The following is a 15,731-nucleotide window of genomic DNA, read 5'->3' as shown; positions in this document are numbered from 1 at the left end:
GCGAAAGATCAAAAGATCAAAAGATCAAAAGATCGCAGCCTTCGGCAGCTCCTACGGGTCAAGGACAAGCCTTGCGTACAGCCGCCTGCTCAACCAAGTCGACAAACTGCTGGACGTTCTGCTGATGCGCCGTCACCAGTTCGTCGATACTGGCCCCCGCCGGCGTTTGCAGGCTGCTGCGACAGGTGAGGGGGCGGGTATCGCCACCCAGGTTGCGCAGGCGCCATTGCACGTCCATGCGGGCATAGCGGCCGGGAATCGAGTCAAAGCGCTGCACGTCTACCCGCAGCGATGATTTCGGCGCGCCAGGGTTGCTCAGTTGTTCGTCCAGGCTGCTGTGCAGTTCATCTGCCAGGCTGGCACCCCACCATTCGGTTTCCAGGATCGCCAACCCGCTGTTGCCCTGGCGAATGACCATTTGGGTGCGATCCACCTGGGGTGGGACGCTCACCTGTTCGATCTGGATGTCCACGCCGGCGCGTGCCTGGCCTGTCGGCTGAGCCGGGCTCAGGGTGTGGTAATGAATCGGATCGCTGCGACAGGCGCCGAGCAGCAGTGCCATGGCGAGCAGGGTGAATTTCAGCGTCAGTGGCATGGGACGGGCTCCTGTACTCATTCTTTCACCGGCAATGTGAGGTTCTGTGCCGGTGCGTCCTTGGGCCGGCCGCGAAGCAGCGATTCGGGATGGCGGCTCAGGTAGTCCGACAGCTCGCGCAGCGAACGCGACATGCGCCCCAGGTCGTCCAGGGTCTGGGTCAGTTGTTCACGCTGGGGTGAATCTTCGGCCAGGGTCGAGTTGGCCGATTGCAGGGTCTTGCTGACGTCCTGCAAGGTGTTTTGCACCCCTGGCAAGGTCTTGCTGTTGAACTGGGCCAGGCCTTTGCGCAGCTCCACCAGATTGCCATCCAGGTTGCCGGCGATACTCTCCAGTGGCAGCTTGTTGATTCGCTCGACCATCGTCTGCAGTTGTTCCTGCAATTGCTGGAGGCTGCCCGGGAGGGTCGGGATACGCACGGGGCGGGCGCTGGGGTCGAAGACCACTTTTTCGGCCTTGGGGTAGAAGTCCAGCGAGATGTACAACTGCCCGGTCAGCAGGTTGCCGCTACGGGCCTGGGCGCGCAGGCCGCGCTCGACGAAGCTGCCGATCAGGCGGGCACCGGCGGCTTCGTCTTCGGGGTCGTGGTTGAGCGACTTGAGCAGTTTTTCATGGGCCTTGCCCAGGCGCTGAGGGTAGATCACTACGCCGACGTTGACCGGAAAGCTGCGTTGCTTCTCATCGAAATCAAGGTTGATGGCCACCACCCTGCCGACTTCCACGCCGAGGAACTCTACCGGCGCACCGACGCGCAACCCGCGCAGGGCCTGGTCGAAACGCAGGGCCAGGTATTGGCCCTTGCCATCGGGCGGGGCGAGGGCACTCTGCTGGTCGGCAAACAGTTCGAAGGTCTTGTCTTCGCTGGCGGCGGTATCGTTGGGGCTGTACTCCGGTGCCCGGAACGCAATACCGCCCAGCAGCAAGGCCGAGAGCGATTCGGTCTTGACGGCGAAACCGTTGGCGCCGACGTTCACGTCCACGCCGCTGACATTCCAGAACCGGGTGTTTTCGGTGACATACACATCGTTGGGCGCGTTGACGAACACGTCGATGTTGACGCCTTTGCCGTCGGCGTCCAAGGCGTAGGACACCACCTGGCCCACGGGGATCTTGCGCAGGTACACCGGCGAGCCGATGTCCAGCGAGCCGAGGTCCTGGGCGTGCAGGGTGAAGCGCTTGCCCGGTTCGCCATAAGTGATCGGCGGCGGGTTCTCCAGCCCCGTGAAGGATTTGGCGCGCACTTTCGACTGGCCGGCGTCGGCACCGATGAAATCACCGGACAGCAGCGTGTCGATCCCCGAGATCCCACCGGCCCCGATGCGCGGCCGTACGACCCAGAACACCGAGTCTTCGTGGGTGAAGGTGTCGGCGGTCTTGGCGAGCTTGACCGTGGCGGTGACGTTCTTCTGGTCGTTGCTCAGTTGCACGTCGGTGACCTGGCCGATGACCACGTTGCGGTATTTCACCTGGGTCTTGTTGGCGGTCAGGCCCTGGCCGGTCTTGAAGGTGATGGTGATGGTCGGGCCTTCCTGCAGCCAGTTGTGGACCACCAGGGAAACACCCACCAGCACCGCGATGATCGGCACGATCCACACCAGCGACACCGTCCAGCGGCGGGTGGTGACGTGGGCCCGGCCGGGGGCGGGTTGTTGCCCGTCAGTGGCTTGCGACTTCATCCATGACCTCCTCGGATGGTTGAGTGTCCCAGATCAGGCGGGGGTCGAAACTCATGGCCGAGAGCATGGTGAACAGCACCACCAGGCCGAAGAACAGGATACCCGGTCGTGGCTCGATATCGCTCAGTGCCTGGAACTTGACCAGGGCGGCCACCAGGGCCACCACCAGCACATCGAGCATCGACCAGTAGCCGATGACTTCCACCAGCCGGTACAGCTTCGCCCGCTGGACCTGGGCCCAGGTACTGCGTCGTTGTACGGTCACCAGCAGCAGGGTCAGTACCACGAACTTGATGCCGGGCACCGCGATGCTGGCGATGAAGATAATCAGCGCGATGTCCCAGGCGCCGCTTTGCCAGAACTCGATGACACCGCTGATGATGGTGCTGTCGGCACCTTCGCCGAGCATCTGGGTGTTCATGACTGGCAGCAGGTTGGCCGGGATGTAGAACACCAGCGCCGCGAGCATGTAGGCCCAGGTGCGGGTGATGGCGTCGGGTTTGCGGCGGTGCAGGGCGGCGTCGCAACGCGGGCAGGTCTGGGGGCCGCCGGCCATGTCGCAGGCCAGGCCACAACTGTGGCACAGGCACAGGTCCAGGTCGCGGGCCTCTGGCGGGGTGTCCTGCGGCTGGCCGTTCATGGGGTGTCCCACAGGTCGCGGACATCGCGCCCGGCGATACGGATCATCAGCAGGCTCAAGGCCGCCAGGGCGAACAGGCCGATACCCGGGAGCACGTCCAGCAGGCCGGCGAGCTTGATCACCGCCACCAGCGCGCCCAGCAGGCACACCTCCAGCATGCTCCAGGGCCGCAGGGTTTCCAGGCTGCGCATGCACAGGCTGAACCCTGGCGCCCGCTGCTGGAGGTAGGCATGGCCCAGTACCCAGAGCAGCAGCGCCAGTTGGAAGGCCGGTGCAATGATGATCGCCACCGCTGTCACCAGGGCGATGAAGGTAATGGGTCCCAGGCTCAGCGCCACGATGGAATCCCACAACGTCGCGCTGTTGCTCAGGCCCTGGAGACGGATACTCATCACCGGGTAGAGGTTGGCGAAAGCCCACAGCACCGCGGCCGTCACGCTCAAGGCCAGGCGCTGTTCGATGGTCAGGCCGTTGTAGCGCTGGATCACCGCGTGGCAGCGCACGCACGTGGCCTTTTGATGCGGGGCGAGCACAACCGGCTCGTACACCGCATCGCAATGTTCACAAATGATCAGTCGGTCGGTGGCGGCCATCGGGATGCTCGCAGGAACAACCCCTTCAATATAGAAGTGTGTTGGGAATGAGCAACCCGATGGAAAGGATCATTCGCCGCGAATGTATTGCTCCAGTTGTCGGATCAGGTCGGCCTGTTCGGCGATGGCTTCCTTGACCAGGTCGCCAATGGACAGCAGCCCGACGAGCTTGCCGTCTTCTACCACCGGCAAATGTCGCAAGTGCTTGTCGGTCATGATGCTCAGGCACGTCTCGACATTCTGGTGCGGGTCGATGGTGATCACGGGGGATACCATGATGTCGCTCACTTTCGTGCCCACGGATGAGCGACCGTGCAGGACCATTTTGCGTGCATAGTCGCGCTCGCTGATGATCCCCAGCACTTTTTCGTCCTTCACCACCAGCAAGGCGCCGACGTTCTTCTCGGCCATGCGCATCAGGGCCTGCAATACCATGTCGTCCGGTGAGATGGTGTGCACTTGCTGGTTCTTATCGTCTTTTAGCCGGAGCAACTGCGCGACGGTTTTCATGGGGAAGCCTCGGGTCGGGGGTGTTGTTTTTGCTGGTTGTTAAAGCATCGTAGACCCAACGGCGCAGAGCAAGCGGTAAAGCGGCGGCCAATCGTCCAAAAGCGTCATTGCCCGGGAAATTACCACCCATCCCGTGGTCGGGCGCTGTTGTGGCGAGGGGATTTATCCCCGTAGGGCTGCGCAGCAGCCCCAATAAGCTGATGACATCGACCTGACACACAGCGTTGGCAGGTTTTAGGACTGCTTCGCAGCCCAGCGGGGATAAATCCCCTCGCCACAGGTAGAATCGTCGTCTACGCAAAATTCGAGGTTTCAGCGGTGGATTTACAGCAGGGCTTCGTCCTGACCCGGCATTGGCGCGACACCCCGGCCGGCACCGAAGTCGAGTTCTGGCTGGCGACCGACGCCGGTCCCCGGCGCGTGCGCCTGCCGGTGCAGACGTCGGTGGCCTTTGTGCCGCAGATCCAGCGCGGCCAGCTCGAAGCCTTGCTGCAAGGGGAAAAGGAGGTAGAGCTACGCCCCCTGGACCTGCTGGATTTCGAGCATCGCCCGGTGCTGGGCCTGTATTGCCAGCAACACGCCCAACTGATGCGCCTGGACGGCACCTTGCGCCGCGCCGGTGTGGAGGTGTTCGAAGCGGACATCCGGCCGCCGGAGCGCTACCTGATGGAGCGCTTCATCACCGCCCCGGTGTGGTTCGGCGGTACGCCGGCCGCCGATGGCCTGCTGGTGGATGCCCAGATGAAACCGGCGCCCGACTACCGTCCACCGTTGCGCCTGGTGTCCCTGGACATCGAAACCACCGCCCAGGGCGATTTGTATTCCATTGCCCTGGAAGGCTGCGGCGAGCGCCAGGTCTATATGCTCGGGCCGCCTAATGGCGACGATAGCGGTGTGGATTTCCAGCTGGAATACTGCGATTCGCGCACGCTGCTGCTGAAGAAACTCAACGACTGGTTCGCCCGTTTCGACCCCGATGCGATCATTGGCTGGAACCTGGTGCAATTCGACCTGCGGGTGCTGCATGAACATGCCCGGCGGCTGGCGGTGCCGTTGCGCCTGGGCCGCGCTGGCGAAGAAATGCAATGGCGCGAGCACGGCGCGCGCAACAACCACTTTTTCGCCTCGGCGGCTGGTCGACTGATCATCGACGGGATCGAGTCCCTGCGCTCGGCGACCTGGAGCTTCCCGTCGTTCAGCCTGGAAAACGTCGCCCAGACGCTGCTGGGGGAGGGCAAGTCCATCGACAACCCGTACCAGCGCATGGACGAGATCAATCGCATGTTCGCCGAGGACAAGCCGGCCCTGGCCCGCTACAACCTCAAGGGCTGCGAGCTGGTGACGCGGATCTTCGCCAAGACCGAGCTGCTCAAGTTCCTGCTGGAACGGGCCAGCGTCACCGGCCTGCCAGCGGACCGCAGCGGCGGTTCGGTGGCGGCCTTCACGCACCTGTACATGCCGCTGATGCACCGCCAGGGTTTTGTTGCCCCCAATCTCGGCCAGCGTCCGCCCGAGGCCAGCCCGGGTGGTTTTGTCATGGATTCCCAGCCGGGGCTCTACGAGTCGGTGCTGGTGCTGGACTACAAGAGCCTGTATCCGTCGATCATCCGTACCTTCCTGATCGACCCGGTGGGCTTGATCGAAGGGCTGCGTCACCCGGATGACCGCGAGTCGGTGCCGGGCTTTCGCGGGGCGCGCTTCTCCCGAAGCCGACATTGCCTGCCGGCCATCGTCGCGCGGGTCTCCGAAGGCCGGGAGACCGCCAAGCGCGAACACAATGCGCCGCTGTCCCAAGCGTTGAAAATCATCATGAACGCCTTTTATGGCGTGCTCGGCTCCAGCGGTTGTCGCTTCTTCGATCCGCGCCTGGCCTCGTCCATCACCCTGCGTGGCCACCAGATCATGCAGCGCACCCGCCAGTTGATCGAAGCCCAGGGCCATGTGGTGATCTATGGCGATACCGACTCCACGTTCGTCTGGTTGCGTCGTGCCCATGGTCAGGAGGAAGCGGCCAGGATCGGTCGCGAGTTGGTGGCACACGTCAACCAATGGTGGCGTGAGCAAGTGCGTGCCGAGTTCGGGTTGGAAAGCGCGCTGGAACTGCAGTTCGAAACGCACTTCAAGCGCTTCCTGATGCCGACCATCCGGGGCGCCGAGGAGGGCAGCAAGAAACGCTATGCCGGGCTGGTGACCCGCGCCGACGGCAGTGATGAAATCGTCTACAAAGGCCTGGAAACCGTGCGTACCGACTGGTCGCCGCTGGCCCGGCAGTTCCAGCAGGAATTGTACGGGCGGATCTTCCACCGCAAGCCCTACCAGGAGTATGTGCGTGATTATGTGCAGCAGACCCTGGCCGGTGCGTTCGATGATCGGTTGGTCTATCGCAAGCGCCTGCGGCGGCCGCTGGAGGATTACGAGCGCAACGTCCCACCCCACGTGCGGGCCGCGCGGCTGGCCGATGAGTTCAACCAGCGCCAGGGCCGTCCGCGGCAGTACCAGAATGGCGGCTGGATCAGCTACGTCATCACTGTCGCCGGCCCCGAGCCGATGGAAATTCGCAGTGCGCCAATCGATTACGACCACTACGTGACCAAACAACTGCAGCCGGTGGCGGATGCGATCCTGCCGTTTGTGGATGATGACTTTTCGACGTTGGTGGGGGGGCAGATGGGGTTGTTCTGACGGGAGGAGGCCCGGTTATTGGCAGGATGCCTTTGTGGCGAGGGAGCTTGCTCCCGCTGGGCTGCGCAGCAGCCTCTTTTTGCGATCGCTTCGCGATCGAGCGGGAGCGAGCTCCCTCGCCACAACAAGCGTTTTGCGCGAGGATTAAACCATCGCCAACCGCTGCTTGCCCTGGGGCTGGGGAAATATCAGGTCCAGGGCGGCCAGGTCCTGAGGCTCGAGCCTGAGATTCGCCGCTTCGGCATTCAGGCGCACATGTTCAGGTTTCACAGCCTTGGGTATGGCAATCACATTGTCTTGGCGCAGCAACCAGGCCAATGCGATCTGCGCGGGTGTTGCCCGATGGCGTTCGGCGATTTGTGCCAGGGTGTGATCCTTGAGCAGGTGCCCGCCCTGGCCGACCGGGCAGTAAGCCATGATCGGCATGCGCCGTTGCTGGCACCAGGGCAGCAGGTCGAATTCGATGCCGCGTTCCTGCAGGTTGTACAGCACTTGATTGGTGGCGCAGGCCGGCGAGGCCAGCTCCTCGAGGTCATCGACGTCAAGGTTCGACACACCCCAACGACCGATCTTGCCTTCTTCGCGCAGGCGTTCGAACGCTTCGACGGTTTCTGCCAAAGGGTACTGCCCGCGCCAGTGCAACAGATATAGGTCGATGTAATCGGTGTCGAGCCGGCGCAAGCTGCGTTCGCAGGCCAGGGGAATGCCTTTGCGACTGGCGTTGTGGGGATAGACCTTGCTCACCAGGAACACCTGGTCGCGCAGGCCGGTGATCGCTTCGCCAACGACGGTCTCGGCACCGCCTTCGGCATACATCTCCGCCGTGTCGATCAAGGTCATGCCCAGTTCGATCCCCAACCGCAGGGCTGCGACTTCTTTCTTGTGATGGGACGGTTCTTCACCCATGCGCCAGGTGCCCTGGCCGATTACCGGTACGGACACACCCGCCAATTCCAGCGTCCTCATGCCTATCTCCTGTTTTTTGCTTTGACGTGTGGCAGCAGGATAGACCAAGTGTTCCCGCATGGATCGTTCCCATGCTCTGCGCGAGCCCGCAGCATCCGAACTCAACACCAACCCGTGGGAGCGAGCTTGCTCGCGAAGGCGTCGGCCTATCCAGCATCATCACATGCAGACACACCGCTATCGCGAGCAAGCTCGCTCCCACAAGAGCATGGGAACGATTCGGCGGGGGTGTTACTTCGCGGAGAACTTCAACACCATGGTCTGGGTGTAGGTCTGGCCCGGATCAAGCCGCGTCGAAGGGAAGTTCGGCTGGTTTGGCGAGTCGGGGTAGTGCTGGGTTTCCAGGGTGAACGCGCCCCAATGCGGATAGACCTTGCCTTGCTTGCCCTTGACGGTGCCATCGAGGAAGTTGCTGGTGTAGAACTGCACGCCAGGCTCGGTGGTGTACAGCTGCAGGCGTCGTCCGGACTCCGTGTCATACACCTCGGCGGCCAGTTTTTTCACATCGCCCTTGGCGTCCAGTGCCCAGTTGAAGTCGAAGCCGCCCTGTTTCGGTTCGGCGAATTTGAGTTGTGGGTGATCAGCCTTGATATGGGTGCCAATGGCGGTGGGTTGGGTGAAATCCATCGGTGTGCCGGCCACCGGGGCCAGTTCGCCGGTGGGAATGAGTTTGCCGGTGACCGGTGTGTAGTGGGCCGCGTGCAGGGTTGCGACCTGCTCGAGTATGTCGCCGTTGCCTGCGCCGGCCAGGTTGAAATAGCTGTGGTTGGTCAGGTTCAGCACCGTGGGTTTGTCGGTGGTGGCCTGGTACTCGATGCGCAACTCGTTCTGTTCGTTGAGGCTGTAGGTGACGTCGGTTTTCAGTGCACCGGGAAAGCCCATCTCACCGTCGGGTGACAGGTAGGTCAGGGTGACGCCCACCGAGTCCTTGGCATTGTGGGGCTGGGCCTTCCAGACACGTTTGTCGAACCCTTGCGGCCCGCCGTGCAAGGAGTTGCCATGGTCGTTCTGCGGCACTTGGTAACGCTTGCCGTCCAGCTCGAAGGCACCGTCGGCCAGGCGATTGCCGAAACGGCCGATGGTCGCGCCGAAATACACGCTGCCATTCTTCTGGTAACCCTGCACATCGTCGAAACCGAGCACGATGTCGGCGACCTTGCCGTTTTTGTCCGGCACGCTCAATGACTGGAGGATGCCGCCATAGGTGATGACCGTGGCCTCCATGCCATGACTGTTGCGCAGTACGAATTTCTCCACCGCCGTGCCGTCGTCGGTCTTGCCGAACGCAGCGCGTTCATTGGTCAGGCCGGCAGCCTGGGAAGCCGAGGTGGCGATCATCAGAGACACTCCGAGGGCCGTGAGCAGTTGTCTGGATTCAAGCATGGTATGACCTTCCTTCCTGTTGTTTTGTTGTTGTTTTAACGCGGGTCGAGTCCGTTACTGGTCGGACAGCGATGAAGGCTTTTTCGTCTAGTAGTCTTTCTATTTGATGGGTGAAAAGGGATTTATAGCCATAAATTAAGATTTATCAATTAAAAAGTAAGACTAATTAGGCAAAAAAGACTTTGCCAAAGGTCGAGGATTTTCTCTGGGCACTGCACTTTTGCGATTTTTGCCGCTCTATCCATGGCCTGGAAGCGGCGACCCCCATCGCTTCCCCCTGCCCAGATTGAGACTCGATGGTCGGTGTTTTTTCTTCTGTGACGAGGTTGCGCCGTGCCTGCATGGCAGGGTGGGTCGCTGTGTCGATGCTGTTCAGCGGCGGCTGCAGCCATCAACAGGGGCAGGACATGGTCACGCAGTTCAGCAATGCCAAGCCCCAGGAGTTCTTGCAGACCAGTGTCGACCGCATGGCAACGCTGGCCATGCACGACAACCTGCAAAGCCTCTACCTGCTGATGAGCAAGCTTTACCTGCGCAACCCCGAGGAACTGCGCAAATCCGGCTTTCTTGACGCCCGCACCGCGGAAAAACAGGTGCGCATGGCCATCGAGCAGCAACAACCCTTGCCGACCCTGGGTGGCAAGAAGGACCTGGCCGCCCTGAGCTACGCCATGAGCCCGGAGTTTCTCGGTGATCGGGTCGGGGCGTTCATCTATGCCATCGGCAGCATGCTGGTCACCGCTCATGGCAATCGCCTCGAGTTCTACATGACCGACACCATCGACCCGCGTTTTGTCAGCAATGCGGCGCGCAACATCGAAAAAGCCACTTGGCTGCTTAGCCAGCGGCAGAACAAGGACGGCAAGCCGCTGCTGTTTTCCAATGAGATTTCGGAGGAGGGCAGCAACCTGAGTTTTGCCGTCGAGTTCGGGAAAATTGTCGCCCGATTGGACCTGCTGACCCAGATGCTCGACGAGCGTTACCGGCGTATCGGTTTGAATTACGCCCAGAGCCTGCTGTTCCTCAATTTCCTCCCGGTTCAGTGATTAGAGGAGAAAGGAATAAAGATAGATCATATCGATATAGGGAGTTATAAGAAAAATCGCTATGCTCGCGGCCAGATTTTTCACGCGGTCGTGCTGAGACGGGTTTAATGGATTTCGGTAATGTCGGTTTAGTCGTTGCGGGCCTGGTGGTCGGCTTCATCGTTGGAATGACCGGCGTCGGCGGTGGTTCGCTGATGACCCCGATCCTGTTGTGGTTTGGTATCAACCCGGCGACGGCGGTGGGTACGGACCTGCTGTATGCGGCCATTACCAAGTCTGGCGGCGTATTGGTTCATGCCAAGAACCGCAACATCGACTGGGCCATCACCGGCTGGTTGACGTTGGGCAGCGTGCCGGCGGTCGGCTTGACCTTGTGGTTCCTCAGCAGCTTGCACAGCTCGCCCGACGCCATGAACGCGGTGATCAAGCAAGCCTTGGGCTTCGTGTTGTTCGCCACCGCCCTGGCAATCCTGTTCAAGAAGCGTTTGCTGCAATTCGCCCACGACCGTGCCGGGGGGCACTACAACCCCTCTGGTGCGCGTCTCAATGTGCTGACGGTCATCACCGGTCTCGTACTGGGGACGATGGTCGCGTTGACGTCCATTGGCGCCGGCGCCCTGGGCACTGTCGCGCTGTTCATCCTCTACCCGTTCCTGGTCACCAAGCGCCTGGTGGGCACCGAGATCGCCCACGCCGTGCCGCTGACCCTCGTCGCTGGCCTGGGCCATGCGAGCATGGGCAACATGGACTGGCACATCCTGGGTTTCCTGCTGATCGGTTCGTTGCCGGGGATCTACCTGGGCAGTCATTTGTCGGGCCGTATCTCCGACGAGCTGCTGCGCCCCTGCCTGGCGGTGATGCTGGCGATGATCGGGTTCAAGCTGGCGTTCTAGAACGATCACCCCGATCCGGTGTGGGAGCGAGCTTGCTCGCGATGACGCAGGCACATTCAGCATCGATGCAAGCTGAAACACCGCTATCGCGAGCAAGCTCGCTCCCACAGTGATCCCCGTTCCAACTCTCGCGCCACACTCTCCCTACGGTTGCGCAATGATCCCCCTGGCCTAAGCTTCAAGGCAGGCAGGCGCAGTATTGAGCGACTCTCGCGGAACAATCGCCGCCCTGTGCAATCAGTACAGCGTAAATATCAAAAGGAGAGGCGCATGCTCATTCGGTCGTTGACCTTCGCTACCTTGCTGGCCATCGCCGGCCCCCTGTTCGCAGCCGATGGCGACTCACCCCTCGTGGCGGATGCAGGCAGGGCGCGCGCCCTGATCGTCATCGCGCCCAGTACAGTCGACCCGGCCTGGGTCAGCCTGAAAAAGGCCTTGGATGAACCGGCGGGCAAGCAGGGTTTTTCCGAGCGCAACATGGTGCTCTACACCGTGCTCAATACCATTGGGCAGCGCGATGGCAAGGACCTGGACCCGCAAAGCACCATGGCGCTGATCCGCTCCCTCAAGCTGGGCGCCGGGGCCCAGACCAAGATCATCCTGGTGGGCAAGGACGGGGAAAAGAAGCTTGAGCATTCCGGGGCGATCGAATTGAAAGACCTCTTCGACACCGTCGATAAACTCCCCGCCGCGGAAAAAGAAGCGACGCCCCCGGCGCCACCTCCCGCGCCGGAGCCCGCACCGGCCAAGGATGCGAAAGGCACCAAGCCTGGCAAGACAACCAAGCCGACAGCGCCGCCGAAGCCGCTGGATGACTGATGCCCGTGTGGCCAATGCCAGTCAGTTAAGCCTCAAACCCGTGGGAGCAAAGCTTGCTCGCGATTGGGGTGAGCCAGTCGACAACGCCATTGACGGGTCTGCCGCCATCGCGAGCAAGCTTTGCTCCCACAGGTTGACTGACTGGCATCAGGGCTCTGACTGACTGGCATTAGGACTCATGGCCGTTTTATTGGCCATCCAGCGCCATCAGGATCCGGTGCGCCGCCTTCACCCGTTCCTCGATCGGGTAGTTCCTGTTGGCAAGCAGGACGATCCCCATGTCCTTCCCGGGCACGAACGCTGCGTACGCGCCGAAACCGTTGGTGGAGCCGGTCTTGTTGATCCAGGCGCCGTCCGGCGCCGGGCGGGGCGGGTCGAGAGATTCGACTTTTTGTGGGGCCAGGGCCATCTGCGGTGTGTTGCCAGCGAGCAGGTCGTCCAAGGTGAACGGGGCGAGGTAGAACTCCCAGCCGAGCCCCTGATTCATTCCGCCAACCTTGTAGAAACCCGTATGCGTCGTGGCGATGGCTTGCTTCAGGTCCGCGTCCAGTTTTTCAGGTCGCAGGTTGGCCTCGACGAAACGAATCAGGTCCGTTGAACTGGTCTTGACCCCGTAGGCTTCGGAATCCAGTGCGCCGGTGCCGACTCGCACGGGCTTGCCGTCCTTTGCATAGCCTTGGGCGTATCGCCCCATCTGATCCTGCGGCACCCGCACATAGCTGTGCTTGAGGCCCAGCCCTGGCATCAGCGTGCGCTCCATCACCTCGTCAAATGGCTGTCCCAGGCTGCGGGCCGCCAGGTAGCCGAACAGGCCAATGCTCGGGTTTGAATAGAGCCGCTGGGTGCCGGCCGGGTAGAGCGGTTTCCAGTTCTTGTAGTAACTGAACATCCGGTCCGGATGATCCGCCTCGTCGGGAAACTGCAAGGGCAGGCCGCCGGCGGTGTAGGTGGCAAGGTCGAGCAGGCGGGTGCCCTCCATGGCGCTGCCGCGCAGTTCGGGCGCAAAGCGACTGGCCGGATCCGCCAGGGACAGTTTGCCCTGGGCCTGGGCATAGGCGCCGAGGGTGGCGGTGAAGGTCTTGCTGACCGAGCCGATTTCGAAAAGGGTCTGGTCGGTGACCGGCTTTTTCGTGTCCTTGGAGGCCACGCCGTAGTTGAAATAATGGCGTTGACCGTTATACGTGATCGCCACGGCCATGCCGGCGATGTCCTGTTGTTTCATCAAGGGCTGGATGACGGCATTGACCGTGTCTTCAATGCGCTCCTGGGCAAAGCTTACGGACGTCCCGCAGACCAGGAAAAAAATCCCGGCGAGTATCGATCTGGCAATTGGCATGGTGCAGCGTTCTCGTTGGCCTTCCTGGAGGGGGCTCAATCTAGGGCGTTTTTGGCGGCCCGGCAATCCGAGTCTATCGGTCCGGGGGGATGTTTCTGAGTCGTCTGACGGGGCTATGGGAACCTTCCCACAAAACGCTCGGGTTGCCCGACGCGGCCGGACCTCAAGCCAAACCACACAAAGCGGCAGCCGCCGGGTAAACTCGCGGCTCTTTCTAAAGGAGTTCACATGAGTTACTACCAGCCCGGCATTCTCGCCACCCCTGTTCCGCCTCAGGCCCGTCATTTGTTTTTTGCCCTGGAATCGGTCGAGGCATTGCCGGCTGCGCTAGACAAACTCCTGTTGTTGCTCGATGGCCGGGCCGTGATCGGCTTTGGCGAATCGCTGGTCCACGCGCTGGGCGCCCAGGTCGCTGGCCTGCGGGCTTTTCCGGCGTTGGCCGGCGTAGGTGTGGACAACCCCTCGACCCAACATGCCCTGTGGTGCTGGCTGCACGGTGAAGACCGCGGCGAGCTGATGCACCGCAGCCGCGCCATCGAAGCGGCACTGGCCCCGGCGCTGCGCCTGGTGCAGATGAACGAGACTTTCCGCCACATGACCGGCCATGACCTGACCGGTTATGAAGATGGCACCGAGAACCCCCACGACGAAGCGGCCATCGCCGCCGCCCTGGCCCAGGGCGCCGACGGGGTGCGCGGTGGCAGTTTCGCCGCGATCCAGCAGTGGCAACACGACCTGGACGGTTTCGCGGCGATGCAGCCCCATGAGCGCGACAACATCATGGGCCGGCGCCTGAGCGACAACGAAGAAATCGACGACGCGCCGGAATCGGCCCACGTCAAGCGCACCGCCCAGGAAAGCTTTGCCCCGGAGGCATTCGTGGTCCGTCGGTCCATGCCCTGGATCGAAGGCGACCGTGCAGGGCTGATGTTCCTGGCGTTCGGTTTCTCCCTCGATGCCTTCGAGGCCCAATTGCGGCGCATGAGCGGCCTGGAAGACGGCATCACCGACGGCCTGTACCGCATGAGTCGACCGATCACCGGCGGCTACTACTGGTGCCCGCCATTGTTGGACGGACGCCTGGATCTGCGCGCCTTGGCCCGGTAAGCGCAGCGGTTTGTGCAAAGCGTGACGTGAACGCTATCCTTGGGCCGGACGTCTATCCGTGGAATGGGAGAAGCAAGCGTGGATAAAGTCATCGTCATCACCGGTGGCGGCCGCGGAATCGGGGCGGCCACGGCGCTGTTGGGTGCCGAGTTGGGCTATCGGATCTGCATCAACTACCAGTCCGATGAAAGCGCCGCGCAGGAGGTGCTCGAACAGGTCCGGGCCAAGGGCGCGCAGGCGATTGCCGTGCGCGCCGACGTGAGCATCGAGGACGAAGTGATCGGCCTGTTCAACCGGGTGGATGCCGAGCTGGGGCGTGTCACGGCGTTGGTGAATAATGCCGGGACGGTTGCCCAGAAAGCCCGGCTCGATGAAATGTCCGAATTCCGCATTCTCAAGATTATGAAGACTAACGTGCTGGGTCCGATTCTCTGCGCCAAGCACGCGGTGCTGCGCATGTCGCCCCGGCATGGCGGGCAGGGCGGCAGCATCGTCAACGTTTCGTCCGTGGCCGCTCGCCTGGGCTCCCCCAACGAGTACATCGACTACGCGGCCTCCAAGGGCGCCCTGGACACGTTCACCGTCGGCCTGTCCAAGGAAGTCGCCGGCGAAGGCATTCGCGTCAACGCGGTTCGCCCGGGTTACATCTACACCGACTTCCATGCCCTGAGCGGCGACCCGGATCGGGTCAGCAAACTGGAATCGGCGATTCCCATGGCCCGGGGCGGGCGTCCGGATGAAGTCGCCGAGGCGATTATCTGGCTGCTGTCGGACAAGGCTTCGTATGCGACCGGGACGTTTGTGGACCTGGGGGGCGGGCGCTGAGCCCTGGGTTGTCTGGTCTGGCCCCATCGCGAGCAAGCTCGCTCCCACATCTGAATACAGACCGCCTATGGGAGCGGGGTTGCCTTGGATGTTATCGGTATGCAGAACGCCTGCATTGAAATGGCCGGACAGGGGTTATTCCTGGATGACGTAGATGTTATCGAACCCTACGCCGTGTGGAGGCTTTTCAACTTCTCGGAATGCTGTAATACGAACGGTAGGAAATCCGGACGTTTGAGGTGGAGGAGCGGGAAATGTCACCTTGCAAGAATGCCATTGGTCATCGCCTGCGGGGACGTCCAGTAGCTGAACATTATTATTGACTGTACAAGCCAACTCTTTCAGCGTCACCCCATCGGGGACTTTGATGTCGAACTTTACGATGACTGGAAGATTGTCCGCGAATGGCAATTTGAATATCTTGGCCAAGCTGTAATCAGTCACATACTCGTTACCTGTGATGTAATGATTGCCGCGCGGTTCCCTTACTATTTCTCCTTCACTTTGGGTAAATCTCCAGCCGTCTGGACCGCCCTCGAAATCGTGAAAATATTTCATGATCTTCTCCTTAGGGTAGATTGTTGCCAACCCGTGGCCCTCATTCGGTTGGCGATCTCTACGCTAAGTCTTTCCTGACAAGCCTACTACTGTCAGAGCTGA

At 61.6% G+C, this 15,731-nt stretch carries 15 protein-coding genes; 6 read left to right on the top strand and 9 right to left on the bottom strand.

The features are described 5' to 3' along the window. Positions 1-58: 58 nt before the first annotated feature. The 5 genes from AO356_RS01350 to AO356_RS01330 all read right to left on the bottom strand — a co-directional run bounded on the left by AO356_RS01350 (position 59) and on the right by AO356_RS01330 (position 4,014). Entirely contained in the window at positions 59-595 is a 537-nt protein-coding gene (locus tag AO356_RS01350; RefSeq protein ID WP_060738255.1) for a PqiC family protein, read from the bottom strand. Positions 596-612: 17 nt separating this feature from the next. Further along, positions 613-2,271: an intermembrane transport protein PqiB gene (locus AO356_RS01345; RefSeq protein ID WP_060738254.1), complete on the bottom strand. Its 1,659-nt coding sequence runs from the start codon at positions 2,269-2,271 to the stop codon at positions 613-615. Then, the gene (locus AO356_RS01340; protein ID WP_060738253.1) at positions 2,252-2,911 is read right to left on the bottom strand and encodes a paraquat-inducible protein A; all 660 of its coding nucleotides are present in this window, start codon (positions 2,909-2,911) and stop codon (positions 2,252-2,254) included. Before AO356_RS01340 ends, AO356_RS01345 begins: the two co-directional genes overlap by 20 nt. Continuing rightward, positions 2,908-3,504 (bottom strand): paraquat-inducible protein A, encoded by a 597-nt coding sequence (locus tag AO356_RS01335; RefSeq protein ID WP_060738252.1) that lies wholly within the window; start codon positions 3,502-3,504, stop codon positions 2,908-2,910. Before AO356_RS01335 ends, AO356_RS01340 begins: the two co-directional genes overlap by 4 nt. Before the next feature lie 69 nt (positions 3,505-3,573). After that, positions 3,574-4,014, bottom strand: a complete 441-nt coding sequence (locus tag AO356_RS01330) for a CBS domain-containing protein (protein WP_060738251.1) — start codon at positions 4,012-4,014, stop codon at positions 3,574-3,576. 318 nt (positions 4,015-4,332) lie between these two features. On the opposite strand from AO356_RS01330, the gene AO356_RS01325 reads away from it, so the two are divergent. Continuing rightward, complete coding sequence (locus AO356_RS01325; protein WP_060738250.1) at positions 4,333-6,696, top strand: DNA polymerase II; 2,364 nt, start codon at positions 4,333-4,335, stop codon at positions 6,694-6,696. A 144-nt stretch (positions 6,697-6,840) separates the two neighbouring features. Here AO356_RS01325 and AO356_RS01320 read toward each other — a convergent pair whose 3' ends face one another. Beyond that, positions 6,841-7,662, bottom strand: a complete 822-nt coding sequence (locus tag AO356_RS01320; RefSeq protein WP_060738249.1) for an aldo/keto reductase — start codon at positions 7,660-7,662, stop codon at positions 6,841-6,843. A 231-nt stretch (positions 7,663-7,893) separates the two neighbouring features. After that, positions 7,894-9,045: an aldose epimerase family protein gene (locus AO356_RS01315; protein ID WP_060738248.1), complete on the bottom strand. Its 1,152-nt coding sequence runs from the start codon at positions 9,043-9,045 to the stop codon at positions 7,894-7,896. A 341-nt stretch (positions 9,046-9,386) separates the two neighbouring features. Here AO356_RS01315 and AO356_RS01310 point away from each other — a divergent pair, with 341 nt between their 5' ends. From AO356_RS01310 to AO356_RS01300, 3 genes are all read left to right on the top strand, one after another. Next, entirely contained in the window at positions 9,387-10,091 is a 705-nt protein-coding gene (locus tag AO356_RS01310; protein WP_060743048.1) for a hypothetical protein, read from the top strand. A 107-nt stretch (positions 10,092-10,198) separates the two neighbouring features. Beyond that, positions 10,199-10,984 carry a sulfite exporter TauE/SafE family protein gene (locus AO356_RS01305; RefSeq protein ID WP_053183477.1) on the top strand — a complete coding sequence of 262 codons (786 nt, stop codon included), beginning with the start codon at positions 10,199-10,201 and terminating at the stop codon, positions 10,982-10,984. A 270-nt stretch (positions 10,985-11,254) separates the two neighbouring features. After that, on the top strand, positions 11,255-11,803 hold the full coding sequence (locus AO356_RS01300; RefSeq protein ID WP_060738247.1) for a DUF4174 domain-containing protein: 549 nt from the start codon (positions 11,255-11,257) through the stop codon (positions 11,801-11,803). A 187-nt stretch (positions 11,804-11,990) separates the two neighbouring features. Here AO356_RS01300 and ampC read toward each other — a convergent pair whose 3' ends face one another. Continuing rightward, a complete protein-coding gene (gene ampC, locus AO356_RS01295; protein WP_060738246.1) occupies positions 11,991-13,139 on the bottom strand; it encodes a class C beta-lactamase in 1,149 nt (382 codons plus the stop codon). A gap of 228 nt (positions 13,140-13,367) precedes the next feature. Here ampC and AO356_RS01290 point away from each other — a divergent pair, with 228 nt between their 5' ends. Both AO356_RS01290 and AO356_RS01285 read left to right on the top strand, forming a co-directional pair. After that, positions 13,368-14,246, top strand: coding sequence for a Dyp-type peroxidase (locus tag AO356_RS01290; protein WP_060738245.1), 879 nt, complete (start codon positions 13,368-13,370; stop codon positions 14,244-14,246). A 78-nt stretch (positions 14,247-14,324) separates the two neighbouring features. Further along, positions 14,325-15,071: an SDR family oxidoreductase gene (locus AO356_RS01285; protein WP_060738244.1), complete on the top strand. Its 747-nt coding sequence runs from the start codon at positions 14,325-14,327 to the stop codon at positions 15,069-15,071. A gap of 135 nt (positions 15,072-15,206) precedes the next feature. Here the strand turns inward: AO356_RS01285 and AO356_RS01280 are convergent, their stop codons facing one another. Then, the gene (locus AO356_RS01280) at positions 15,207-15,629 is read right to left on the bottom strand and encodes a hypothetical protein (protein WP_060738243.1); all 423 of its coding nucleotides are present in this window, start codon (positions 15,627-15,629) and stop codon (positions 15,207-15,209) included. Between the last annotated feature and the right edge of the window lie 102 nt (positions 15,630-15,731).

Source organism: Pseudomonas fluorescens (assembly GCF_001307275.1).
Classification (GTDB): domain Bacteria; phylum Pseudomonadota; class Gammaproteobacteria; order Pseudomonadales; family Pseudomonadaceae; genus Aquipseudomonas; species Aquipseudomonas fluorescens_AA.
Note: the sequence above shows the minus strand (reverse complement) of the source record. Positions and strands in the feature narration are given on the sequence as shown.